Annotated in this window: 19 protein-coding genes, 1 tRNA gene and 3 pseudogenes; 13 read left to right on the top strand and 10 right to left on the bottom strand. The window is 40.5% G+C overall.

Annotation, left to right across the window (positions count from 1 at the left end):
* Positions 1-432 precede the first annotated feature (432 nt).
* A tRNA-Asn gene (locus F986_RS07480) sits at positions 433-508 on the bottom strand.
* A 251-nt stretch (positions 509-759) separates the two neighbouring features.
* On the opposite strand from F986_RS07480, the gene F986_RS07475 reads away from it, so the two are divergent.
* Entirely contained in the window at positions 760-1,218 is a 459-nt protein-coding gene (locus F986_RS07475; protein ID WP_004693656.1) for a hypothetical protein, read from the top strand.
* Positions 1,219-1,287: 69 nt separating this feature from the next.
* Here F986_RS07475 and F986_RS07470 read toward each other — a convergent pair whose 3' ends face one another.
* The gene (locus tag F986_RS07470) at positions 1,288-1,722 is read right to left on the bottom strand and encodes a PaaI family thioesterase (protein WP_004693655.1); all 435 of its coding nucleotides are present in this window, start codon (positions 1,720-1,722) and stop codon (positions 1,288-1,290) included.
* 341 nt (positions 1,723-2,063) lie between these two features.
* Here F986_RS07470 and F986_RS07465 point away from each other — a divergent pair, with 341 nt between their 5' ends.
* Both F986_RS07465 and F986_RS07460 read left to right on the top strand, forming a co-directional pair.
* Positions 2,064-2,486 carry a GFA family protein gene (locus tag F986_RS07465; protein WP_004693653.1) on the top strand — a complete coding sequence of 141 codons (423 nt, stop codon included), beginning with the start codon at positions 2,064-2,066 and terminating at the stop codon, positions 2,484-2,486.
* 128 nt (positions 2,487-2,614) lie between these two features.
* Complete coding sequence (locus F986_RS07460) at positions 2,615-3,484, top strand: DMT family transporter (RefSeq protein WP_004693650.1); 870 nt, start codon at positions 2,615-2,617, stop codon at positions 3,482-3,484.
* A gap of 102 nt (positions 3,485-3,586) precedes the next feature.
* Here the strand turns inward: F986_RS07460 and F986_RS07455 are convergent, their stop codons facing one another.
* A complete protein-coding gene (locus F986_RS07455; protein WP_004693649.1) occupies positions 3,587-4,813 on the bottom strand; it encodes a pyridoxal phosphate-dependent aminotransferase in 1,227 nt (408 codons plus the stop codon).
* 217 nt (positions 4,814-5,030) lie between these two features.
* Between F986_RS07455 and F986_RS07450 the strand changes: the two genes are divergently transcribed.
* Positions 5,031-5,210: a hypothetical protein gene (locus F986_RS07450; RefSeq protein WP_004693646.1), complete on the top strand. Its 180-nt coding sequence runs from the start codon at positions 5,031-5,033 to the stop codon at positions 5,208-5,210.
* Between the two features lie 43 nt (positions 5,211-5,253).
* Here the strand turns inward: F986_RS07450 and F986_RS07445 are convergent, their stop codons facing one another.
* From F986_RS07445 to F986_RS07435, 3 genes are all read right to left on the bottom strand, one after another.
* Complete coding sequence (locus F986_RS07445) at positions 5,254-6,720, bottom strand: sensor domain-containing diguanylate cyclase (RefSeq protein WP_004693645.1); 1,467 nt, start codon at positions 6,718-6,720, stop codon at positions 5,254-5,256.
* A 234-nt stretch (positions 6,721-6,954) separates the two neighbouring features.
* A complete protein-coding gene (locus tag F986_RS07440; protein WP_227555137.1) occupies positions 6,955-7,662 on the bottom strand; it encodes a hypothetical protein in 708 nt (235 codons plus the stop codon).
* A 266-nt stretch (positions 7,663-7,928) separates the two neighbouring features.
* Positions 7,929-8,720, bottom strand: coding sequence for an A1S_2505 family phage non-structural protein (locus F986_RS07435; protein WP_017396815.1), 792 nt, complete (start codon positions 8,718-8,720; stop codon positions 7,929-7,931).
* A 175-nt stretch (positions 8,721-8,895) separates the two neighbouring features.
* On the opposite strand from F986_RS07435, the gene uvrB reads away from it, so the two are divergent.
* The 6 genes and pseudogenes from uvrB to F986_RS07405 all read left to right on the top strand — a co-directional run bounded on the left by uvrB (position 8,896) and on the right by F986_RS07405 (position 16,158).
* Entirely contained in the window at positions 8,896-10,917 is a 2,022-nt protein-coding gene (uvrB, locus tag F986_RS07430; protein ID WP_026056433.1) for an excinuclease ABC subunit UvrB, read from the top strand.
* A 103-nt stretch (positions 10,918-11,020) separates the two neighbouring features.
* A complete protein-coding gene (locus F986_RS07425) occupies positions 11,021-11,605 on the top strand; it encodes a lipocalin family protein (protein ID WP_004693638.1) in 585 nt (194 codons plus the stop codon).
* Positions 11,606-11,752: 147 nt separating this feature from the next.
* Complete coding sequence (gene rarD, locus F986_RS07420) at positions 11,753-12,688, top strand: EamA family transporter RarD (protein WP_004693635.1); 936 nt, start codon at positions 11,753-11,755, stop codon at positions 12,686-12,688.
* Positions 12,689-13,010: 322 nt separating this feature from the next.
* Positions 13,011-14,468: a glyceraldehyde-3-phosphate dehydrogenase gene (locus tag F986_RS07415; RefSeq protein ID WP_004693633.1), complete on the top strand. Its 1,458-nt coding sequence runs from the start codon at positions 13,011-13,013 to the stop codon at positions 14,466-14,468.
* A gap of 283 nt (positions 14,469-14,751) precedes the next feature.
* Positions 14,752-15,467: pseudogene (locus tag F986_RS07410) on the top strand (MFS transporter).
* A gap of 8 nt (positions 15,468-15,475) precedes the next feature.
* Positions 15,476-16,158: pseudogene (locus F986_RS07405) on the top strand (hypothetical protein).
* Positions 16,159-16,212: 54 nt separating this feature from the next.
* On the opposite strand, the gene F986_RS07400 reads toward F986_RS07405, so the two are convergent.
* On the bottom strand, positions 16,213-17,064 hold the full coding sequence (locus tag F986_RS07400) for an SDR family oxidoreductase (protein ID WP_004693626.1): 852 nt from the start codon (positions 17,062-17,064) through the stop codon (positions 16,213-16,215).
* Positions 17,065-17,176: 112 nt separating this feature from the next.
* On the opposite strand from F986_RS07400, the gene F986_RS07395 reads away from it, so the two are divergent.
* The 3 genes from F986_RS07395 (at position 17,177) to proB (ending at position 20,231) form a co-directional block, all read left to right on the top strand.
* A complete protein-coding gene (locus F986_RS07395) occupies positions 17,177-17,557 on the top strand; it encodes a winged helix-turn-helix transcriptional regulator (protein WP_004693624.1) in 381 nt (126 codons plus the stop codon).
* 299 nt (positions 17,558-17,856) lie between these two features.
* Complete coding sequence (gene cgtA / locus F986_RS07390; protein ID WP_004693620.1) at positions 17,857-19,071, top strand: Obg family GTPase CgtA; 1,215 nt, start codon at positions 17,857-17,859, stop codon at positions 19,069-19,071.
* Positions 19,072-19,097: 26 nt separating this feature from the next.
* Entirely contained in the window at positions 19,098-20,231 is a 1,134-nt protein-coding gene (gene proB / locus F986_RS07385) for a glutamate 5-kinase (protein ID WP_004693618.1), read from the top strand.
* Positions 20,232-20,287: 56 nt separating this feature from the next.
* Here the strand turns inward: proB and F986_RS07380 are convergent, their stop codons facing one another.
* From F986_RS07380 to F986_RS07370, 3 genes and pseudogenes are all read right to left on the bottom strand, one after another.
* Positions 20,288-20,884 (bottom strand): phosphatase PAP2 family protein, encoded by a 597-nt coding sequence (locus F986_RS07380; protein ID WP_004693616.1) that lies wholly within the window; start codon positions 20,882-20,884, stop codon positions 20,288-20,290.
* A 128-nt stretch (positions 20,885-21,012) separates the two neighbouring features.
* Positions 21,013-23,213, bottom strand: a pseudogene (locus F986_RS07375) (TonB-dependent receptor family protein).
* A 193-nt stretch (positions 23,214-23,406) separates the two neighbouring features.
* Positions 23,407-24,108 carry an SIMPL domain-containing protein gene (locus tag F986_RS07370; RefSeq protein ID WP_004693610.1) on the bottom strand — a complete coding sequence of 234 codons (702 nt, stop codon included), beginning with the start codon at positions 24,106-24,108 and terminating at the stop codon, positions 23,407-23,409.
* Positions 24,109-24,472 lie beyond the last annotated feature (364 nt).

Genomic DNA, 24,472 nt, shown 5'->3' with positions numbered 1-24,472 from the left:
TTAAAAATAAGTTGTCATTTTGCTCATAACGATTACATCTAATAAGAATATCTTTATAAGTGGGATGACTAAAACTAAGTAAGTATCCTAAATCTTCATTGTGAATTGCAGCGATTGCGAGTTGTTGTTGATTGAATTGTTCAGCAAGATGTTGGGCTAATAGTTCACCAATAATTTATCCTTCCTATTTTTTCATTTCAGTTGCTGTGATCGGGAAGTGATCTGAACGAACATCCATATGTGTTTTAAATGTACTCATGATTTTTCTTGTGAATCATTTTTGGGTATTTTTAAGATAAGTTATTTTCCCAGAGTAGTTTTGTTGTAGCTTTTCGTTGAACTTAGTTCGGGGATTTACATCTTAAGCAGCGAAACTTTTAAGACGTAGAAAAGAAGAAAGCCCACAACATATAGTGTGGGCTTTCTTGAATTTGGCTCTCCAACCTGGGCTCGAACCAGGGACCTGCGGATTAACAGTCCGTCGCTCTACCGACTGAGCTATTGGAGAATCTGCATGCGATTATAAGGACATTTCATAGTGGGTCAAGTCTAAAATGTCATGTTGCTGTCATTTTTACATTGGATGCTTTTTATTTGAACAAAAAAATCATTTTCAAAAAAAATCGTATTGAAGCGCTTGCAATCTTGAAAAGTCGTTGATAGTCTGATTTCAACAACAGAGCGTTTAAGTGAAAACTTAAACAGTGTGGATTTATAACCAACTTGCCAGCACTAAAATGGCTAAACAGGAGAAAGCGAATGAATACGCTTACCATTTCCGATATTTTTGCAAACCTAGCTGATTATCAAGATCAGTATCTTTCTATTATTTCAAACCCTGAACAATACTATACCCCTGTAGAGTTAGCCTATATTGATGTTTGGCCTGTCGGTTATACGGACTTGTATTTGGGTGATTTATTACAACTTTGGTTTAGTGAGCGTTGGCTGGTCAACAGTCCTTGTCAGCTCCTTTCCGAACAGTCAACCAGTACTCTTAAAAAGACTGTGCAGCGAGAGCATGATCTGTATTTGTATCAGTTGTCAGGCAGTGCTTTATCAGGCAATAATCGTTCAAAAGTCTGGTCTGCTGCTGAAGGTAAAAGTTTAGACGTAAGTTTAGACAGCGCGTTTAAATACTATTGTGTCTATAAAGGAGTTGAGCGTCCTGATGCCTCAAAATTGCAGACGCTGAAGACGTTTAAAACCGCAATTTGATCTGTCATGCTGAAGTAAGGTTTGCTTTGGCGCAAAAAAGGCACTGAAATTTATCAGTGCCTTTCATTTTTAGGGACGAATAATCATACAGGTGGCTGTGGCATGGGCGTAGAGTTTACCGTCTTCATCTACAATTTCACCTTCAGAAATACCTAAGTTCTTACTGATGTTGATCACGCTGCCGATGGCAAGCAGTTCTTTGTCTCTTGGAATCGGTCGGCACATTTTAATATTCAGATCAATGGTGCCATAGCCAACACCAGCTTCAAGCATAGTATGTACGGCACAACCCGTCACTGAGTCGAGTACTGTTGCTGCAAAGCCACCATGCACGCCACCAAGCGGGTTTAAATGGCGATGATCTGCTTTTGCTTTAAAGCTAATTTTCCCTTCAGAAACTTCAAAAGGCTGCATGGGAATGGTTTCACTGATACTTGCAGGTGGAATTTTTCCTGTACACATGGCTTCTAAGAGTTGTAGTCCTGTCATTTCTTTGGGATTCATCTTGTTCATTCCTATATTTAGCTAGCAGTTCCTTTTTGGAACTTGTTGTCCAATTAAACAAAATTCAGTCTTTTCGTCAATATTCAGCTTTGGATTGATCAGTACAAAATCAACGAAATCGTAATCACGGATGGAGCTCATGCTGTGAACATATTGTAGAGAAAAGATTTAGGATTATTCATTTTGATAATTTGAGTGTTGATAGAACGGAGCAGCCTAGACGTGATCATTGTTTTAATGTTGTGCACAAAATTTATACACTCTTTTGTTTTTTATTTATATATAAGATAAACAAGGTTTTAGTAATTTTATACAGTCTTCACATGAAGAAGGAACTCACAATGAACGTGTCCTGTTTATGCGGTAAAACCAAGTTCCAAGCCGCACTCAAAAATCATGATGTGCATGCTTGCCATTGTTCTATGTGCCGCCAACAGTCGAGCGGGGTACTCATGAGTATTGATGTTGAACCCAGTAGTTTAAAGTTTGACAATCAAGAATATTTAAAATTATTTAAGTCGTCGGATTGGGGAGAGCGTGGTTTTTGTAGCGAATGTGGCACGTCGCTTTTTTGGCGAACACAGGACGGCAGTTATTGCAATATCAATGTATTTGCAATGGAAGAACAGCCAAAAGATTTAAAGCTTACAACAGAAATTTATATTGATAATAAGCCTGATTTTTACCAATTCAAGTATTCTACCGAGCAGCTCACAGAAGCGGATGTGATTGCCTTATTTTCACCAGATGATGCTAAAAAATGAGGTATTCAGGTTGAATCATCTGAGTTACACATCGAGATTATTGATAAATTGCATGAGAAAAACTCTCTAGATTTAATAAGATATATTCGATATATCTAAAGCAGGCTGTTGAATAAGGATGCTCAAACATGCTGCTTAAAATTTCCATTGCAATGTTGGCCTTTGCAGCCAATTCGGTGCTATGTCGTTTAGCGTTGGCTGAGCAGCAGATTGATCCGATGAGTTTTAGCTTGCTTCGGGTCTGTAGCGGTGCAATGGTGTTATTTCTACTGTATATGCTCTCTACTCATAAGGCCAAAATAGAGTGGAGTATAAAAAACGGATTTTTTCTTGCCTTATATATTGTGGCTTTTTCACTGGCCTATTTGCATATCGATGCGGGTGTAGGTGCATTACTACTGTTTGGGACAGTGCAGTTAAGTATGGTCAGTTATGGCCTGTGTCATGGTGAAAAAATCAATTTGCGACGCAGGTTGGGGCTGTCGATTGCTATTTTAGGTCTTTTGATTTTATTGCTGCCAGGGGCTTCGGCACCTCCTTTGGGTTATGCTGCATTGATGGTGCTTTCAGGCATAGGTTGGGCGATGTATAGCATCGCAGGTAAAAAGATGCATAATCCACTGGCCAGTAGCTTGGCAAATTTTGTAGTGGCGATTCCTTTTGTTGTCTTGGTCTATTTGTTGTTTTACACACAGAGTTTTATTAACCCAAAAGGTATGCTGTTGGCACTCTTATCTGGTGGTTTAGCATCGAGTGGGGCATATGTACTTTGGTATGCCATAGTGAAAAAAATTGACCGGGTCACGGCCAGTAGCGTGCAATTGTCCGTGCCATGTTTGGCGATTATGGGTGGGGCTTTGTTTATTGGTGAAACGTTGAGCTTTCGAATCATTATTTCTGCGACGATTATTCTGGCAGGTATTGCCTTGGTGATCTCGGCGTCATCTCGCAAGAAAGACGTAGATACAATAGATTCTGTTGGTACTACACGGCTCTAAAATTATTTAAACGGGCTTAAGAGCAAATTTTTCAGATTTTATTTAAAAATAAAAAACCCGCGAAGTTCGCGGGTTTCTCTAATCTAACTTTAAAGGGTTAAATCATTTTTCAGCAGCAATTGAAGCAATCGCAGCGTCTACGCCTTCGATTGAGTCAGCCGCTTTCTTGATACGTGCAAGCGCATCTACAAGTACGTCATCAGCAGTTGCATAAGAAATACGCATGAAACCGCCTAAGCCGAATGCATCACCAGGCACTACGGCAACGCCAGTTTCTTCCAATAACCATTCAGAGAATTCTGTGCAAGATTTTAAGCCTTTCGCACGAATTAATGGACGGATGTTTGCATATGCATAGAATGCACCATCAGCAGGTAAGCAAGAAATACCGTTGATGTCGTTCAAACCGCTAACAACTAAGTCATGACGGCGTTTGAATGCTTCAATCATTGGCTCAAGAACGTCTTGAGGGCCATTCAACGCAGCTTCAGCAGCAACTTGTGAAATAGAAGTTGGGTTTGAAGTTGATTGCGATTGGATTTTTTTCATTGCGCCAATAAGCTTAGCAGGGCCCGCTGCATAGCCAATACGCCAGCCAGTCATTGCATACGCTTTAGACACACCGTTTAACACGATTGTGCGGTCATAAAGGTCTGGTGCAACTGTTGCGATATTGTAGAATTCGTCATCCCAACGGATTGGTTCGTACATATCGTCAGAAGCGATATAAACTTCTGGGTATTTACGAAGAACATCAGCCAAAGCTTCTAATTCAGCTTTAGTGTAGATCATACCTGTTGGGTTTGATGGGCTGTTTAAAACCACTAAACGAGTTTTGTCTGTGATCGCAGCTTCAAGTTGAGCAGGTGTGATTTTGAAACGTTGTTCTTCACCACATTTTACAATAACAGGAACACCTTCAGCGATAATCACCATATCTGGGTAGCTTACCCAAAATGGTGCAGGGATGATTACTTCATCACCTTTGTTTAACAAAGCTAATGCTAAGTTAAAGAATGACTGCTTGCCGCCACAAGAAACCAAAATTTGGTTTGCAGCATAATCAAGGTTATTGTCACGCTTGAATTTTGCAATAATCGCTTTTTTAAGGCCAGGCGTACCATCTACAGCGGTGTACTTTGTGAAACCGTTGTTAATCGCTGCAATTGCTGCATCTTTGATGTGTTGTGGGGTGTCGAAGTCAGGTTCACCTGCGCCCAAGCCAATAACGTTCTTGCCAGCCGCTTTTAATTCAGCAGCTTTGTTGGTAACAGCAAGAGTTGGGGACGGTTTGATGGCATTCACACGATCAGAGAGACGTACGTCCACGGCAGTATTCCTTCTTATAGGGTTTAAAAAATAAAAAGCACACTATCTTAGCTTAAAAAACTCAAGCAAGGCGTTTAAAAACACAGATTTTCTGCAAAAAACATAAAAAAAATTCAATTTTGAATTAATGATTTCAAAAATGTACAGAATTAGGAAGTTTCTCGCATCTTTATGAAAAAAACTTTAAAATAAGCGCAATTTGATGAGAGTGATGGTCATGAGTAAGCAACAGCCTACTTCAAAAAAACCTTTGGTGAATCTCCCATTCCCAATGCCAAATGCAGAACAAAGTGCTGACGATGTTGCACATAATCAGGTTCGTCCAAAACCTGAACAGTATGCAGATCGTACTTGGATGCCACCACGTGGCACCCGTCGTTCAATGGGTAAACGTTGATTCGCCATTGAGATAAAAAAAGCGCCCTGTTTAGGGCGCTTTTTTATTGATCATTCGCTGGGTTGTAATTGGTAACCCGTCGATCATTTTCTGCATAGTAGGTTTTTTTGTGCTCATACATCGCAGTGTCGGCACGTTTAAGCATATCTTCAACCCGTTCATTTGGCTGGCTGGTGGCAGTGCCAATCGACACACTAATAGGTTGATGATTATTAAATTGGTTATCTACCATTAAAAGCTCATGCAAACTTTCAATACAATGGTTCAATGCGGCTTCATCGGCGGCAGGTAATAGCACCACAAATTCATCACCACCGATCCTTGAAGCAGAGTATTGCGTATTTTCAATTAACTGATTCAGGGTATTACCCATACGGCGTAATAAGCTGTCACCTTGGTCATGACCAAGGTTGTCATTGATAGCTTTTAAGCCATTCATATCTAAGAAAATACAAGACACAGGGCGCAGGTTATTGCGCTCAAGTCGGTTGATTTCAGTGCTGTAGAAAGAGCGGTTATAAAGTTTGGTTAAGACATCATGTTTGCCCAAGTACTCAAGATAATTTTCGGCTTTTTTGCGCGCGGTAATATCGGTGAGTGCCAGTTGTACCATACCCCAATCGTCTTCGAAGCCTGGAAACACGGCAAAATGTAACAGCACATGGCGAATACTGCCATCGAGTGCGTAATTGACCGCCTCGCAGTTATGTTGAATATTGCCATCCCACAGTTCGAGGAGCTGATGTCGAAAGGTCTGTTGGGTTTCGTTCTGAAAGACTTTATGCAAATTTTTAAGTAAATGGTCTTTGTCACGTGCAGCAAACAAATCGAGTGTGGCTTGGTTGACATCGGTAACCATGATGTCTCTGAGGCATTCATTAATAAAGTCATTGTGGACGTCAAGGAAGGTTTTAAAGTCACTAATCCCCAAACGACGTAAATGATCTAAACGTGCTTTGACTCGGCTAAAGTCTTCAACCCAAAGTGAAGTAGGCGAGTATTGAAAACGTGCCTCAGCAATTAAACGACTTTTTTCTTCTAAACGTTGTGCATTGGCATAAGGCGTGATGTCTTCCGTGGTGATCAAAACCAATGAAAGATCGTGTTCATGACCGGGGAGCACTGTCCCTCGCAGGCGAATGTCAAGGCGATGACCTGTAAGTGTATAATTTACAGCAGTATTTTCAAATAAGGTCTCACCATTCCAAAGTGCGACCAGCTCATTTAGATGAGTGCTTGACATATCTGCTTTAAAAATTTGCGCAAGGTTCGCGGTTAGGTCTTCAAAACTTTGGGCTTCAAATTGTTTTAAGGTTTGCGGGTTGACATGCAGGACTTTAATTTTATGCGCACAACTTAAAATACGTGATTTGTCTTCCAACAGAAAAGAAGCAATATTTTCAACACCTTGACTCCGCCAAAGATCGAATTGTTTTTGTACTTCGCTAAAGTCTTCTAACCACATGGCAATGGGAGATAATTCAAAAATAGGAGAGTCCAATAATTGCATTTATATCTCGTTTTTATGTTGGAATTGAAAGCAGTATAAGCGCTAAAAAAACTTTTTAAAATAATGTGATAAAAAAAGTTATTTTTAAAATTTATGTGAGTTTATGGGGTGATTTAGTCAAAAAATGCATATTTATTGCTCATAGAAAGTGCATAAGCTCCAATGGTTTTGGAGCCTAAAGAGCCTAAAGAGCCTAAAGAGCCTAAAGAGCCTATAGGGTGATATTGATAAGCGCTAAATGCTTTGAGGTCGATAGCGAAAAGTTTGTGATTGTTGATATTGATGGTCGCGCCAAAATAAATTGATCACTAACAGGTTTGGAATCAATACCATGAAGAATAAATAAATCAAAAAATTGTTTCGTTGTTGTTGGTAGATCTGCAGGAAGTCTTGGCTGCTGATGGTTGTATTGTCCGCTGTGACCGATAACACCAAAACTTCTGGGTAGATAAACTGACTGTTGTCTGCGTAATAACGGATACTGACTTTTTGTTGTTGAAAGTCTTCTAAGAGTGGGCAGCTCTTAAAGCGATCCATAAAATTACAAACCAGTCTTAGTGGTTGCTGCTGAGAAGGCTCATTTAACACAACATCTTCATAATGTGATTTATTACGTCCAGAGCCCACAGTGTAGCTATTTAAGAGAATTTGGCCCTCGACGTATTGTGGGTTAGGTATATGTTTTGCAATACGTACAGCCGAATAGTCAGTAAATTTGCTGAGACTGGAAAGTGCAAAAACATTAATGATGAAGAAGGGTGCCGTCATGAATAAAATATTTAAGAGGAGGTTGTTCTTTTTCGGTTGTTCGTTCTTTGTCTTTTTGAGGAAGGATAAGCATACAATGAAGATAAAGTAGACTAGGGATAGATTTATAAAATTAAAATCCTGAAACTGAGGCAGTTGATAAAATGCAATCAGCATGACAACGGCAATAGCCATACTGAAAAGTGCATGCTTGTTTCTTTTGGATTTTAAGGCTTCAAGCTGTCTATTTGTTCTCATGATTTATTTAAGTTTTTGAAAAGTATGATTATGATCCAGAGTGTAAGTGAACTTTTAAAGGTCTAAAAGAGAAAAGCGGAAACAGTACCGTCACATTTTTTTGTAGTAGTAGGCGATTGGGGGATAGGAAAGATTTCAATAACTCTATTATTTTCAATTAAAAAAGCCAATCTGATGGATTGGCTTTTTGAAAAGATTGGGGCTTAACGTAAGGCTTTCCGCGCACGATGTTCGGGCTTCGGTGGTGCGATTTCTCGTGTGCCTTGCCAAACCTCAATGAAGTCTTGTTCATTGATATTATACAGTTCCAACAGCGCTAGAATGGCACCACCAAAAAGCATGCTCCCCTCCGCGTTGGTATCAAAATCAAATATTTTCCCTGACAGCGCATGTAAAATATCTTCAATTTCAAACACACGATCGCGACCATTGCTATCGGTTGGATACATGCGCGTGTTGAGAATAATTTTGGCTAAGCTTTTTTCATTATCGGTTAAGGCCAAATGCTGAATCAGCATGTCATCATTTTGAGTGCTGAAAATCACAGCATCGTTAAAAATAGTATGCAAAAATTTTTTACTTAGGCGTGGCAGAGTTCTTTCCACAAATGGGCGAAATGATGCGGGGAAAATAACATTATGAGAAATGCCTTTAAACATAGGAGCAATTTCTTCAACTTTATAACCCGCAATACCACAGCCGATAGAGGTTAGAAAGTAAGTCATTTTAGGGTGATTTTTAGTATAGATTTTAAAGTCATCAATATAGTGTTGAATTTGCGAGAGCGGCATTTGTTGTAAGTGTTCGTTCATGGTGGGAATGGCATAACTTTGCCCTGACCATCCACGTCCGACGCCTTTGATTGCGCCAAAGTGCTCAAGTGCAGTTCGGGCAGCGCCATCCGCATGTTGACCTGCCATGTTACTACCAAACACAAATACGGTATGTTCATCTAGGTTTTTGACGATGCTTTCGTCATGATATTGGTATGTCATAGGCTCTGATTTTTCGCTCTTCTTCACTTCATGTTGCCCTTGAAATACGGGGGGGTCAAGTGAAAAATCTTTGTAATATTTTCAGTAAATTACATTAAAAATCTAAAAGCAAGAATTGCTCTGGATTGAATCTGTTAAAATAGACGGTTGAAGAAGCAAATCTTGGGATATGTCTGTGAGTGAGAAACAACCTTTTGATTTAGTCACCAATTACCAACCCGCAGGTGATCAGCCGCAAGCCATCGAAAAGCTTGTTGCTGGAATAGAAAAGGGCTATCACGACCAGTTGTTACTTGGGGTTACCGGTTCTGGTAAAACCTATACCATGGCCAACGTGATTGCACGGACGCAACGTCCGACCATTGTCATGGCACATAATAAAACCTTAGCTGCACAGCTTTATGGTGAGTTCAAATCTTTCTTTCCGAACAATGCCGTCGAATATTTTGTCAGTTATTATGACTATTACCAACCTGAAGCCTATGTCCCATCTTCAGACACATTCATTGAAAAAGATTCTGCGATCAATGACCACATTGACCAAATGCGTTTATCTGCAACACGTTCGCTCTTAGAACGTCGCGATGCAATTATTGTTGCTTCAGTTTCTGCTATTTATGGTTTGGGTGATCCTAATGCCTATATGAGCATGTTGTTACATATTGTACAGGGCGATCGTATCGCACGTGATGATATTATTCGTCGTTTGGTGGAAATGCAATATAGCCGTAATGAGCTTGAGTTTTTACGTGGTACCTATCGTATCCGAGGTGAAATTATCGATATTTTCCCTGCGGAGTCAGACCAACATGCGATTCGAATCGAGTTATTTGATGATGAAGTCGATTCGATTCGTTGGTTCGATCCACTGACAGGCAAATTAGTACGTAAAGTTCCGCGTGTAACCATTTATCCAAAAAGCCACTATGTAACACCGAAAGATAATTTAGAGCGCGCCATCGGCACGATTCGTGAAGAGTTAAAAGAGCGTTTAGGTTTCTTTCGTGCACATGACAAATTGCTTGAAGCTCAGCGAATTGAGCAACGTACCCGTTATGACTTGGAAATGATGCAGCAGTTGGGCTATACCAACGGTATTGAAAACTATTCACGTCATTTGTCAGGTCGTCCCGCGGGCGAAGCGCCGCCGACCTTGTTTGATTATGTTCCTGATGACGCCTTACTGATTATTGATGAGTCACACGTGACTGTGCCGCAAATTGGCGCGATGTATAAAGGTGACCGTTCGCGTAAAGAAAACTTGGTGAATTATGGTTTCCGTCTTCCTAGTGCTCTAGATAACCGCCCAATGCAGTTTGAAGAGTGGGAACGGATTACCCCCGCAACAATTTATGTCAGTGCAACACCGGCCAAATACGAGCTTGAAAAAGCCGAGCAAATAGCTGAGCAGGTGGTTCGTCCTACAGGGTTGATTGACCCCGAAATTGAAGTGCGTCCGGTATTGACTCAAGTTGATGATGTTTTGTCTGAGATCAATATCCGCAAAGATCTAGATGAGCGTGTTTTGGTAACGACCTTAACCAAACGTATGGCAGAAGATTTAAGCTCGTATTTGAAAGAGTATGGAGTCAAAGTTGCCTATCTGCACTCAGATATTGATACCGTTGAACGGGTAAAAATTATTCATGACTTACGTTCAGGTGTCTACGATGTTCTCGTCGGGATCAACTTATTACGTGAAGGCTTGGACATGCCTGAAGTATCTTTAGTGGCTATCTTGGATGCTGACAAAGAAGGTTTCTTGCGTTCTGAACGCTCTTTGATTCAAACCATTGGGCGTGCAGCGCGTAATGTAAAAGGCAAAGCGATTTTATATGGTGATCGGATTACCGATTCGATGCAAAAAGCCATCGATGAAACAGCCCGTCGTCGTGAAAAACAAATGGCCTTTAATGAGCTGCATGGCATTATTCCGCGCAGCACCATCAGACAAAATAAAAAGGATATTGATACAGGTGAAGTGCTGACAGATGATCAAGTTGAAAATGGTATCACAGATCAACACCAAACGCTCAGTGCAGATGAGCAGCACTTGCTATCCGATCCAAAACTTCTTGCCAAGCACTTAAGCAAGCTGGAAAAAGAAATGTTAAAAGCTTCTAAAGAGCTACAGTTTGAGCAAGCTGCACGTTTGCGAGATGAAATTTTGCGCTTAAAAGCACAACTTCTAACCTAAGTTGCATTTACATAACGCTACAGTAATTTGGGCAGAAAGCATTATTTTTTAAAGAGATGTTTATTTTTAGATCATAAATTCTGAAATATTAAAGGTACAGTTTATGTCTGCAAATCTTCCAAAGGCGGGTTTTACACTTGCCAAAATTGCTGTAGGTGGTGCTGTTTTAGTCGGGTTAGGCATGGCAACCATGGCTTATGCCCAGAGCAAGCCCTTAGCCGTGGTAGATAAGGTTGAATTAGACCGTTATTTGGGTGTTTGGTACGAAATTGCACGTAAGCCCATGTACTTCCAAAATAAATGCGGAAGTAATGTCTCGGCTACTTATACCCTGAATGAAAATGGCAATGTGACAGTAGATAACCGTTGTTATGCTCAAGATGGCAAGCTGATGCAGTCCATAGGTGAAGCATTTGTACAAAACCCACCTTTTAATAGTAAGTTGAAAGTGAGTTTTTTACCTGAGGCGGTGCGTTGGTTACCTGTGGCACGCGGGGATTATTGGATTTTAAAAATTGATGATGACTATCAAACGGTTTTAGTGGGTGAGCCACGCCGTAAATATATGTGGGTGCTTTCTCGCTCGCCACAACCAGACCAAAAAGTTATTAATGAATACTTAGAATATGCAAAGTCAGTGGGTTATGACTTGAATGATCTGATTCATACCAAGCAATTGCAAAAGTAAAATTTATTAAGTCTTGAAAGCCATGCTGAAGCATGGCTTTTTTAGTTTCATATACGTATTTTAAAACTTGAATAATAAAGCTTTATACAGTCGAACGCTTTATAATCGGCGTCTATTAAAATCGTGTAAATCAATGTGGAGTGAAGGATGTATAAAGGTGTTGCACTATCGGTTTTAGCATCCGTCACTTTTGGGGTTTTGTATTTTTATACCTTTTTTTTAAAGCCCTTAGATAGTGAGCAAACTTTTGCTTGGCGTATGCTTTCGACCTTACCCTTTTTAACCGCATTCATGTGGTGGAGTGGTGATTTAAAACTCATTTCGGAGTTGTTTAAGCGTATCTTTAAACAACCTTGGATGTTTGCTTGGTTATTGTTTAGTTCGGTTTTATGTACCACGCAGTTGTGGCTATTTTTATGGGGACCTATGAATGGTCGCGGACTACAGGTGTCGCTTGGCTATTTTTTGCTGCCTTTGGTCATGGTGTTGGTTGGTTGCATCCTTTACAAGGAAAAACTATCCCGCTGGCAAATGGCCGCGGTAGCCCTTGCAGTGCTAGGGGTGGGACATGAAATTTGGCGTATTGGTAGCATGGCATGGGAAACGGTTTATATCGCTTTGGCTTATCCTTTGTATTTCTTCCTGCGCCGTGTTTGTAAAACGGATCATTTGGGTGGCTTCTGGTGGGATCTGTTTTTAATTTTACCTGTCGCGTTTTATTTGGGCTTTGTGCATAGCGATAGTTTGGCTTTGATACAACAGTTTCCACATCTGATTTTGGCGGTCATTGGACTGGGTTTCTTAAGTGCGATGGGACTTGGAAGTTATATACTTGCGAGTCGTTATTTACCTTTTGTGATCTTTGGTTTGCTGAGTTATTTGGAGCCTGTTTTATTAGCAGGAGCATCAGTTGCCATGGGGGAGCGTATAGAGGCAGGTGAGTGGTTTACCTATATTCCAATTTGGTTCGCAGTCTTATTGCTTATTATTGAAGGTGTGTTGCATTTATATAAACAGCAACAAAATAAAAAACAGCTCGAACGAAATATTGAGCATTTTGAAAAAAAGCAACATTCAGACTAATTTGATGATGTTCGGAGCTGTCATTGCGCTGGAATTTGGGCGATAAGCAAGTTTCTTATTTGTTTCTTGCCCTTTAAGAATAGTTGACTGTTTGATAAAACATCATTTGCGTAACTGTTTATTTTTTATCTAAAAAATATTTTTTTAATTTTTATACTGCAAAATCATAAGACTAAATGCAATCATTTCTTAAATTAATAATGGATATACGACAAAAAACATCATGCATTTGCAGCTTTCGATTCAAACTTGGCGCTAAATCCTTTACAATTGTTGGGTTTTAAAATTTACGCTTAGATTAAATTAATTAGAGGACGTATCTGTGAGCAAAGAGACTATCATCGCCCTACACGCAGAACACCAAGGTCGCTGGAAAAACCGTGAAGAAATCGCGGAACAAATGATCGCTTTGATCGGTCAGCTTTACCGTGAAAAAAATATTGTGGTTTCAGTGTTTGGACGTTCTTTAGTTAACCGTTCAGTTATCCAAATTTTAAAAGCGCACCGTTTCACTCGTATGATGGACGTTGAGCTTTCAGTTGTACACACGTTCCCAATTCTTGAAGCGTTGGCTAAAATTGAAAATATTGGTACTGCTGAAATTGATCTAGGCAAATTAGCCGTTGCTTTTAAAGAGCAAGGTGGTGATGTTGATGCATTTGTTGCAGCAGCTGTTAAATCAGTAGAAGGTCGTGCGACTTCAGTAGAAGGTCGTGACGTTGTTCTTTATGGTTTTGGTCGTATCGGTCGTATTCTTGCACGTTTAATGATTGGTCAGTCTGGTCTTGGACGTGGTTTGAACCTAAAAGCGATTGTGGTTCGTAAGTCATCTGATGGTGATTTGGAAAAACGTGCATCTTTATTACGCCGTGACTCAATCCATGGTCCATTCTCTGGTACGATTTCTGTTGATGAAGAAAACGAAGCAATCATTGCAAACGGTCAATTCATCAAAGTGATTTATGCGTCGAACCCAACTGAAGTTGATTATACCGATTATGGTATTAGCAATGCGTTAGTGATCGACAACACAGGTAAATGGCGTGATGCTGAAGGTCTTGCTCAACACCTTAAGTGTCCAGGTGCTGCACGTGTGATCTTGACTGCACCAGGTAAAGGCGACATGAAGAACGTTGTATTTGGTGTGAACCAAGCAGATATTCTTGATGAAGATACCATTATCTCTGCTGCAAGCTGTACAACCAACGCAATTACACCAACACTTAAAGTTTTGCATGACAAATACACAGTGTTGAATGGTCATGTTGAAACAGTTCACTCGTTCACAAACGACCAGAACTTAATCGACAACTACCATAAAGCAGACCGTCGTGGTCGTGCTGCAACATTGAACATGGTAATTACTGAAACTGGTGCGGCTAAAGCGGTTGCTAAAGCACTTCCAGCACTTCAAGGTAAACTGACAGGTAACTCTGTACGTGTTCCAACACCAAACGTTTCACTTGCGATTTTGAACTTAACTTTAGATAAAGAAGTTGATCGTGATGAAGTGAACGAATACATTCGTAAAATTTCAATCAGCTCTAGCCTTCAAGGTCAGATCGGTTATACAAACTCGACTGAAGTTGTATCATCTGACTTTATCGGTTCGCGTACTGCTGGTGTATTTGATGCGCAAGCAACCATTACTTCGGGCAACCGTTTAACTGCGTATGTTTGGTACGATAACGAAGTAGGTTATAGCTGCCAAGTATTACGTATTGCAGAGCAAATGGGTGGCGTAAGCTATCCTAAAATTCCTACTGAAACAAATGCATAATTTGTAGTAGTGATCAAAAAGAGCCTCATATGAGGCTCTTTTTTTACTTGCTGATTTATAAAATTTGTACATATATGTCAGGATTGGCATAAGTATTGAATTTCATGGTAAGAGTTGCCAATGCTTAATTCTGACTTATTTACTTAGAATAATTGGAACGTTTTTATCGAAATAGACATTTATATATTTATCGAGTCGGGTTGGAATAACCTGTAAACAGACTGGGCTGACAAAAGGATTAGGCTTGTCAGATGAAGAATCAAAATAAAAAAGGAATTTGACTTTGCAAGTGAAACACCTGCTCAGTGGATTGGTATTTATTGTGTTAGCAATCATCTGTGGTGTATTCATCGCTATTTGGATATTTAAACACTTTAATATTTATATTCCATTAGAAAATCAAAAGTCAGTATTGATCTGCAAGAGCCTTTACAAGCTGAGGTTAAAATTCATGATGCCTTAGATGTGGATGTCACAGGGTGCGTCAATGCAGAAATTCCAATTCGTGAAAACCTGAATATTCCCCTGACCCAAACACTGACTCCACAGGTATATTTTGATAATTAGGTTCTGATTAAAACCACCATTCCAGTGCGTTAAACCTTGAAAATTAATCAGAGTATGCCTGTAGATACCAAGGTACAAGTGAAAGTCATGGGGCGAGATGTGACTTTGCCTTTAAAAGGCAATATTCCTATTCAGTTGGATGTGCCGATTCATATCGATGTGCCACTTGAACAGCAGGTACACCTCAAATTTGATGCACCTGTGAAAACCGTGCTGAAAGAAAACCTACATATTCCAGTCAATAGAGTGGTTAAGACCAATATTCCAATACAGGGCCATTTAAACGTTCCAATTAAAACGGCATTGAAAGCTTCGGTGGATGTGCAAAATACATTACCAATTGAAATCAAGCAGGGTGAGTTGAAAATTCCACTTAATAGCTTGCAATTACTGCGTGAAAAACCTCTACCTCAAGAACACGTGAAGCCATAGGAGGGAGTATGTGGATATTCCAGTCTGCGAAGCGGCTTATACTGAGTTTTGTGTGCGTTGTAATTTTAGTGGGTGCGCTGTTTTGGTTGTACCTGAATATTCAAGCCAGTATGCAAGTGTCTGCGAGTGAAGCCCAAATTCAACTATCAGACTCCTTACCGACAAAAATCCAAGTGGGTAATTATTTAGAAACCCAATCCGTTGGGACTTTGGATACGCAACTGAAAATCGATCAAAAAATCAACCTTTACCTTTGACTGGGAAATATTTGGCAAATTTAGAGTTTGGAGTAGAAGTACCCGTTTCAGTATCTGTTGATTATCAAACTGAGGTGCTCATTGATGAGAACATGCCGTTGGAGACAACTACAGATCTAATTTATCAAAATAAACTATTGCCTAAGTTTCCACTCACTTTAGATATTCCGATTAAGCTGGCTATACCATTTCATTTAAAGGGGGACTATCAGATCCCAATCAAAATTATGTTTAATGGTTTGGTCTATTTTGAGTTTGATGAGCAAGTACGACTGCATGTGTTGCATCAGTTTGCGCCACAGTTAAATTTGAATGACCCAATGACTATGCGCAAAATAGCAAGCTTCAATGCCACCATGTACAACATAGAGCGAAGTACGACAGCGAACTTGGAGATGAATATGACACTACCTGTGAAGAATATTCATCCATAAAGAAAACACCACCAATCATTGGTGGTGTTTTCATGTGAAGATTAAAAGGGTGGCTTAAAGTGCAGCTTTGATCGCATCTTGAATGTTCGTAGTTTTACGTCCAATCAATTGTTCTAGGTCTTGACTGTCACTATACATTGCACCTTGTATAGTTTGAATGTCTGCATCAACGATGACCTCAACTAAGCCAGCAGGTAAGCTCGCCTGAATTAGGCCTTGAGTGTATTCTTCCGCACTTAGGTTTTGATAATTAATGGTTTTACTCGCTGCTTGACCAATCAATGTTGCAAGCTCTGAGAGGCTAAAGCTTTGTGAACCTGCTAGTTCATAGGTTTGATTATCATGGACAGTTGACGTTAAGACTCTCGCTGCAGCTTCAGCATAATCTATGCGTGATGCCGAGCTAATGCGACCATCTTGAGCTGCTCCAAAAAGCGTCCCAATTTCAATGGTGTGAGCAACACCTGCAAGGTAGTTTTCGCTATACCAGTTATTTCTTAAGAAGGTGTAGCGTAGTCCACTATCTTGAATCAGTTTTTCAGTTTCACGGTGTTCTTGGGCTAAGCCGAGTGGCGATGTATCTGCACGTAGTAAGCTAGTATAAGCAAGATAAGGAACACCGACCACTTTTGCAGCATCAATCACTGCCTTGTGCTGAGGTGTACGGCGACCGACTTCATTTGCAGAAATGAGTAATAATTTATCTATACCTGATAGAGCAGGGACTAAAGTTTCAGGTCGGTCATAGTCAAACTCACGCACTTCAATATTTTGTGCTGTGAGATGTGTCGCATTGGCTGGGTTTCGCACAAGCGCAACAATGTTGTTGGCCTCAGTTTGTAGTAAAAGTTTTTCTATCACAATAGAACCCAATTGGCCTGTTGCACCTGTGATTGCAATTTTCATAAGTCACCTATATTGGTTGTTTTCTGTACTTGATGGTTTTATCTTAATCTGATAACTTACTAAATGAAAGTACGTACCAAAAAGTAAGTAATAAACCAAATGGAGAGAAATGATGCACACCTATGCAACAAGCAAACTATTAGGTCAAGTTTTATCCACTGAGTGCCCATCTCGTGACATATTGGAACATCTTACGAGCAAATGGTCAGTACTGGTGTTGCGTTGTTTGAGTGATGGCGTACACCGTTTTAGTGAATTGAGACAGCGTATAGAAGGGGTGAGTGAGAAAATGCTTTCTCAAACCCTTAAAACACTTGAGCAAGATGGTTTTATTTTACGGACAGTTTATCCTGTAGTTCCACCTAAAGTTGAGTATCAATTGACGATACTGGGCTCTCAAGCGGCCGAAAAAACCATGTATCTAATTGGATGGATTGAAAAAAGTTTGCCTGAGATCTTGGAAAATAAAGAGCGAGTCTCAGCTTTAAAATAATGACTTAACATCAAAATAAGTAGAATAAATGGTTTGAATTAAGTGAGTTATAGGTTTCACAAAAAGTCATAGATTTGCTTGTAACAGAGTATATGCTGCTTAATTTATGTAAGTTGAGCATGGGATTAGGTTGATTGTTTTCAGGTACAAAACTGAAGAAAATCAAGAGAAAAAGAGCTAAATGCACGTTTTTAAGTGATTTGTCACTAAATTTCATGTTTCGCTCAATAATTCTATTCGAGAAATTTTGTAAAATATGGCAGAATATGCGGTTTTAAAGTATTTAGAGGATTGGCAGCATGCGCTTTGTTGATGAAGCAGTCATTACCGTAGAGGCTGGCGACGGTGGCAATGGCGTAGCCAGTTTTCGCCGTGAAAAATTCGTACCTTTTGGTGGTCCAGACGGTGGTGATGGTGGTCGTGGTGGTAGCATATTTATCGAAGCTGATGATAATACCAGTACCCTTGTAGACTTCCGTTATACTCGCCGTTTCCGTGCGGAACGAGCTAAAAATGGTCGTGGCGCGAACTGCGCAGGCCGTGGTGGTGAAGACACCGTATTAAAGGTTCCTGTAGGTACAACCATTGTTGATACTGACTCAGGTGACATTATTGGCGACTTGGTTGAAAGTGGTCAGCGTGTGCTTGTCGCAGCGGGTGGTGATGGCGGTTTGGGTAATACTCACTTCAAATCATCGACGAACCGTTCGCCACGTAAGTGTACCCACGGTTTTAAAGGCGAATTCCGTGAAATTCGCTTAGAGCTAAAAGTACTAGCCGATGTTGGCTTACTGGGTATGCCAAACGCAGGTAAATCGACGTTTATTCGTGCTGTATCAGCAGCAAAACCTAAGGTTGCAGACTACCCGTTTACTACGATGGTTCCAAACCTTGGTGTGGTCGATGCAGACAGTCACCGTTCATTTGTTATGGCGGATATTCCTGGCTTGATCGAAGGGGCGTCAGAAGGTGCGGGTCTGGGTATTCGTTTCTTAAAGCACTTGGCGCGTACGCGTATTTTGCTTCACATTGTGGATGTTCAGCCGATTGATGGTTCTGATCCTGCATACAATGCAAAAGCGATCTTGGGTGAATTGGAGAAATTCTCTCCGACACTTTCAAAGTTACCTATCGTTCTAGTGTTAAACAAAGTTGACCAACTTGCAGACGATACGCGTGATGAATGGTGTCAGCATATTTTAGATGAAATGCAGTGGGATGGCCCTGTATTTAAAACTTCAGGTTTGATGTCTGAAGGGACAAAACCAGTTGTGTATTACCTGATGGATCAAATTGAGCAACAACGTGAACGTGAGCTTGAAGATCCTGATTATGCAGCAGAAGTGAAAGCATTCCGTGAGCAGCTTGAAGCTGAAACACGCGAACAAACTATTGCCGCTAAAGAAGCATATCGTGAAATGCGTCGCCAACAACGTCTTGCTGGCCTGTTGGCTGATGATGATGAAGACGATGATGAAGATGACGGCGAAATGGAAGTGTTTTACGTACGTTAAGCTCGTAATGAGTAACTGAGGACAAGATGATAGAAGTGGTAGATGGGCAACGTAAGCTCGAAGCTTGTAAACGAATCGTTGTTAAAATCGGATCATCTTTACTCACAGCAAATGGGCAAGGTTTAGATATAGATGCAATTTCGCATTGGGCGAAACAAATTGCAGATCTACACAATGCCGGACATGAGATTATTCTGGTGTCGTCAGGAGCTGTGGCTGAAGGTATGGTTCGTATGAAGCTAGACAGTCGACCCACCGATCTACCTAGTCTTCAGGCGTGTGCTGCCATTGGTCAGATGGGCCTTATTCATACGTGGTCAAGTGTGCTTGAAAAACATCACATTCAGACTGCGCAAGTGTTATTAACCCATGATGACTTGGCAGACCGTCGTCGTTATTTGAACTCATGTGACGCTTTACAGAACTTGATTGAATGGCATGTCATTCCTGTAATCAACGAGAATGACACGGTTTCGACCGATGAAATTCGCTTTGGTGACAATGACACGCTTGCTGCGATGGTTGCAGGTCAAGTCCATGCAGATTTGTTAATTATTTTGACAGACCAGCAGGGTATGTTCGACTCAGACCCACGTTCAAATCCAGACGCTAAATTGTTCCATACTGTGCGTGCTCTAGATGAGAGCTTGTTTGATATGGCTGGCGGTGGCGGTAAGTTTGGCCGTGGTGGTATGTTGACCAAAGTTCGTGCTGCACGCTTGGCTGCAAAGTCTGGCTGTCCAACGCTGATTGCCAGTGGCGAAAGTGATAATGTGCTTGCACGTTTGATGAATGGGGAAATGCTTGGGACATTGTTTATTACTGACAATGACCGCATTACTGCTCATCAACAGTGGTTGGCGGCTCACTTACAAACTGCGGGGCGTTTGGTGTTGGATGATGGTGCTGTCAAAGCGATTAAAGACAATCATCGTAGTTTACTTCCGGTTGGCGTGAAAGCTGTGGAAGGGCATTTTGAACGCGGTGACGTGGTTGAATGTGTTGATATCCAAGGTGGCCGTGTTGCGGTCGGACGTGTCAACTTTAGTTCACGCTCTGCGGAGCTGGTGAAGGGCTTGGCGTCAGATAAAGTTCACCAAGTTCTAGGTGAAGCACGTTCACTTGAGATGATTCATCGAAACCACATGGCGATCTACTGATTTAAATGCATTAAAAATCCCGCTTTCGAGCGGGATTTTTTGTTTTGAAGCAAAAGTTATTTGATATAGCCTTTTTGAATGAGGGGCTTAAATAAGTAAAAGTGAAGGGTGAGTGCCCATTGCATGATTTTATCTTTATAGAGATTCCAAAGCTTTAATCCAAAGAAGTTTAAGGCAAAAGCCAATAGAAAAGCCCCGAGCATATCTAAAGGGAAGTGCACACCAAGATAGACACGTGACCATGCAACCAGCCAAGCCATAATCAAGAGAAAAATTCCCAGTTTACGCTGCGCAGAGAATAGATAAGAAAAGGCGATACTGCTAAAAATCAACATATGGTCACTTGGGAAAGAGCCATTGGGTGCATGGTAAATGAGAGTGCGTCCGACCTCCATGACAAAAGGCCGCGGGTGATAATACACATGAGAAATACATTGGCTGATCAAAATGGCAATGCTGGTAAAAATAAACGCCTTCAATATCTGTTTTTTAGTGTCGTAGTTACCACGTAGCCAAAACCAAGCAAACAGTAAAATCATGCAATAGAGCAGGTCATTGGCGATGAATATGGCAAAATGAATGCTGGTATTACTGGCTTCAGGAGAAGCATTAATCCATGAAAAAAGCGATAAATTAAGTTCTGAAAGAGTCATGAAAGTGGATTGTGTTTATCAAGTACGAAAGAGAGTCATAATTTTGTCATATTGTTAAAATAAAAAAGACCACAAAAATGTAGTCTTTTTTACTAGTTCAATGTAGTTGAACGAATTGGCTTTCAGTTTTAAAAATCAAATGACGTTTGAAGGTAGAAGGTACGTGGTTGTCCTACATATTTTCCGCCTGTTGAGTCAGTAGAACGTGTGAAATATTGTTTATCAAACACGTTTTTAACGCCACCCGCGATTTTTAAACCGTGAAATTGCTCACCAAAGTCATAGGCTGTACGCACGGCAAAAGTGGAATAACCTGGGATATCACCTAATTTTCCATCAGCCGATTCTACAGTTTGATAAATCCCTGATTCTTGGTTTTCTGGTGAATGTTGCTTAGATTGAGCAAACATATCGGCATTAACGCTCCATTGATCTATCTTATAACCTAAACCGATATTGGCGGTATGACGGGAATAGAATGGGAGGTCTTTGTCTTCAAAGTCACCTGCTTCAGCCACAGCTTTGGTGAAGGTGTAGTTGCTATAGAGTTTTAAGCCCTCAAGCGCATCGGTCAAATAAGCAAAGTCATAAGCCAGACCAAGTTCTACACCTTTGTGGCTGGTTGCGCCTAAGTCTGTCCAAATGCCATTGTTCTGGGCATCACGTTCTAAAATTAACTCTTTTTTGAAGTCTAAATAAAACGCGGTTAATTCTGCATTTAGACCATTGCCTAGATACTTTGTACCAATTTCATAGTTATTGGACTTTTCAGGATGCAAGCCATCAGTTGTACTTTGTGCAATACCACCTTCTAAACGTGCCAATTGGTTGTATTGCTGTGGGCCGAATGAAACGCCCGCATTGGCAAAAATGTTCCAATTGTCTGTCGCTTTATACATAACCGATAGGCTGGGTAAAAACTCATCTGAATCAATTTGGGGTGAAACGGTATTAACTGCTACGCCTTGGTTATAGGCAGTAAAATTGTTATGTGTTTCAATTGATTCAAAACGTAGTCCCGGTGTGATGACCCAGTTACCTAAATCGAAGCGGTTATCTGCATAAATCGCATGTGCTTTAGTGCCACCTTCACTCGTGGTACGTGCTTTAATTTCGGTGACAGGTGCATTCAATGCATATGTCGATGAGCGACCTGAGAACTCAGAACTATCTTCATCTAAATAACGATAGCCGATAGTAAATTCGCTATTTGAGTTACCTAATTGGTATGCACGAGACCAGCGCGGTTCAATGGCAAAAACTTTATAGTCGCGTGGAGAGGTATCCATACGCGAAGTCGTTGCACTAACATCTGTCTCTAAGTCACTCGTGCGAAATGAGTCAATATAATAGGTCAGCAATTCAAAGTTGTTTTTTCATCTTGATGTGTATAGCGGAATGACACATCTGAGCGGCGACCAGAGAAATAATTACGTGACTTATTTGACTGATAAGGGTTTTGTGCATATTTTTCGGCAGTTAAGCCTTCAGGCATTTCACCATAACCTTCATAGTGATGTAGGTTTAAGGCAATCGCATCCGCATCTGTAATTTGATAGGCCGTTTTTAACATGACATCATCAATGTCAGTTTTATTATTGGCTTCACGGTAGCCATCACCTTTTGTGCCCGAATAAAGCAGAGCAAGGCCTAAACCATTATCTAAGGTTCCGCCTACAAATAGGTTCGGGCTGTATTTAACTTGATCTGTACCCGAAGCATATTCGGTCGTTAGGCTGACATTACCTGCAAACTCTTGAGGAATCGCGCGAGTTGCAAAATTAATGATACCGCCAACGTTCTGCGGTCCAAAACGTACAGAACCTGCACCACGAACCACATCCACAGATTCAATATTGCCTAAGGATACCGGTGCTAGAGAAAGCTGAGGTTGTCCATAAGGTGCAAATGATAGCGGGACACCATCAAGCAGTACTGTAGAGCGAGGAGATAAACGAGAGGCTAAACCACGGACCCCAATATTGAGTGAAACATCACTACCACCAGTACCATTATTTTCTTGGACTTGAACACCAGGTACTTGCTTCAGGGCATCTTTAATTGAAGTCGCAGCAACTTCATCTAAGCGATTGCGAGTAATAATCGTACGAGCGCCTGCATGCTTTTGCACTTTCTCTGCATTGGCATCTTCTAACCAGTTGCCTTGTGCTTCAAGTTTGATAGTCGGAAGTACATTGCTGCTCGTTGCTTCCGTGAGTTCTTCTGCTTGTGCATAGGTCAAACAGCTCATAGAAAGCCCAATCGCAATACTGAGTTGTTTGGCTTTAAATAATCTGCGATCCTGCAGATGAAGACGTGATGAAATCATTCTTTTGTGCGCAATCCATAATAAATAGCGCGGCTATCATATGCTGAACTTTGATGAAATTAAATAATAACCATTATCACTTATTGCAATTAAAACGCTAAAATTAATAGGCGAATTAAAGTCTTCTTAATGGATCACACAATAAAAAAGCCATGTTTAACATGGCTTTTTAGATGAATTTGAATGAAATCTGTTATTTAAGTTGAACAGTACCATTTGCATTCACAGTGATTTTAGATTCACCGCCAGCTACATCTTGCATTGGTGCATCAGCTGCTGCAAATTTTGCACTTTCTGCACGCATCATGACTGGGCGAGGGTAGTAGTTGCTGGTATTAATGTTTAAGTTAACCAAGTTATAACCTGACTTACTCCATGCTTGTGCTAATGATTGTGCACGCTGTTGAAAGTTTTTCGATGCTTCAACAATCAGCTCATTTTCCACTTTCTTACGTTGTGTGTCGGACACACTAAAGCCGATTGACTGCGTTTGGAAGTTCTGCTGTAGTTCACCAATCAACTGGCTCGCCGCTTTAAAGTCGGTACTTTCTAAATTAATTTCAGCACGACCACGCCATTCTTTTAACTTTTGGTTGTCATCGTTGTAAATTGGGTAGGTGGTTTGAGAACCTGTTTCGACTTTTACGCTTGGATATTTACGAGCTAAAGCTGTGGCTTGATTCATCAGCTGCGTAATTTGTGTAGCGAGTTCGGCAGGTTGTTTGTTACTACGTTCAATGTAAAGTGTTGCATTCATTAAATCATTAGATACTTGGCGTGTTGCCTCGGCCTGAACATTGACAATATTGTAGTTCAATTGGTTCTCAGACTGAGCAAAAACTGCTGAGCTAAATAAAGCACTAAGCGCGATTGCTGGGATGAAGAATTGACGCATTTTTATTCCTTTTTTATTTAGGAGGAGTTTTGCAACATTTGTAAAAAGCTTAAAGCCAATTTGTGGTGAATTTGCGAAAATATTGTGGTTCGATTGTAAAAAAAAGGTATAAAATATTTTTCAGAAAAACCTAGATAAATCTATTTATTTCAAAAACTTATTTTTCAACCAAGGTGAGTATTTTGAATTTTTGTGGCGAAGTTGAAAAATAAATAAATTCATCGGCTTTTCTTTACGTTGTCACACTATAAGAGGATAATTTAAGCTATGGTTTGGCATGATATATTTTTTTAGTAAATTTCTGGCAGATAATGTCCAAAAGCTGTTTATTTTATTGAAAATTTCTGTATCATCCGCCTCCTAG

Origin of the sequence: Acinetobacter johnsonii CIP 64.6, assembly GCF_000368045.1 — a bacterium.
GTDB classification, from domain to species: Bacteria; Pseudomonadota; Gammaproteobacteria; order Pseudomonadales; family Moraxellaceae; genus Acinetobacter; species Acinetobacter johnsonii.
The sequence above is the reverse complement of the archived record's forward strand: the minus strand, read 5'-3'. Positions and strand labels throughout refer to the sequence as shown.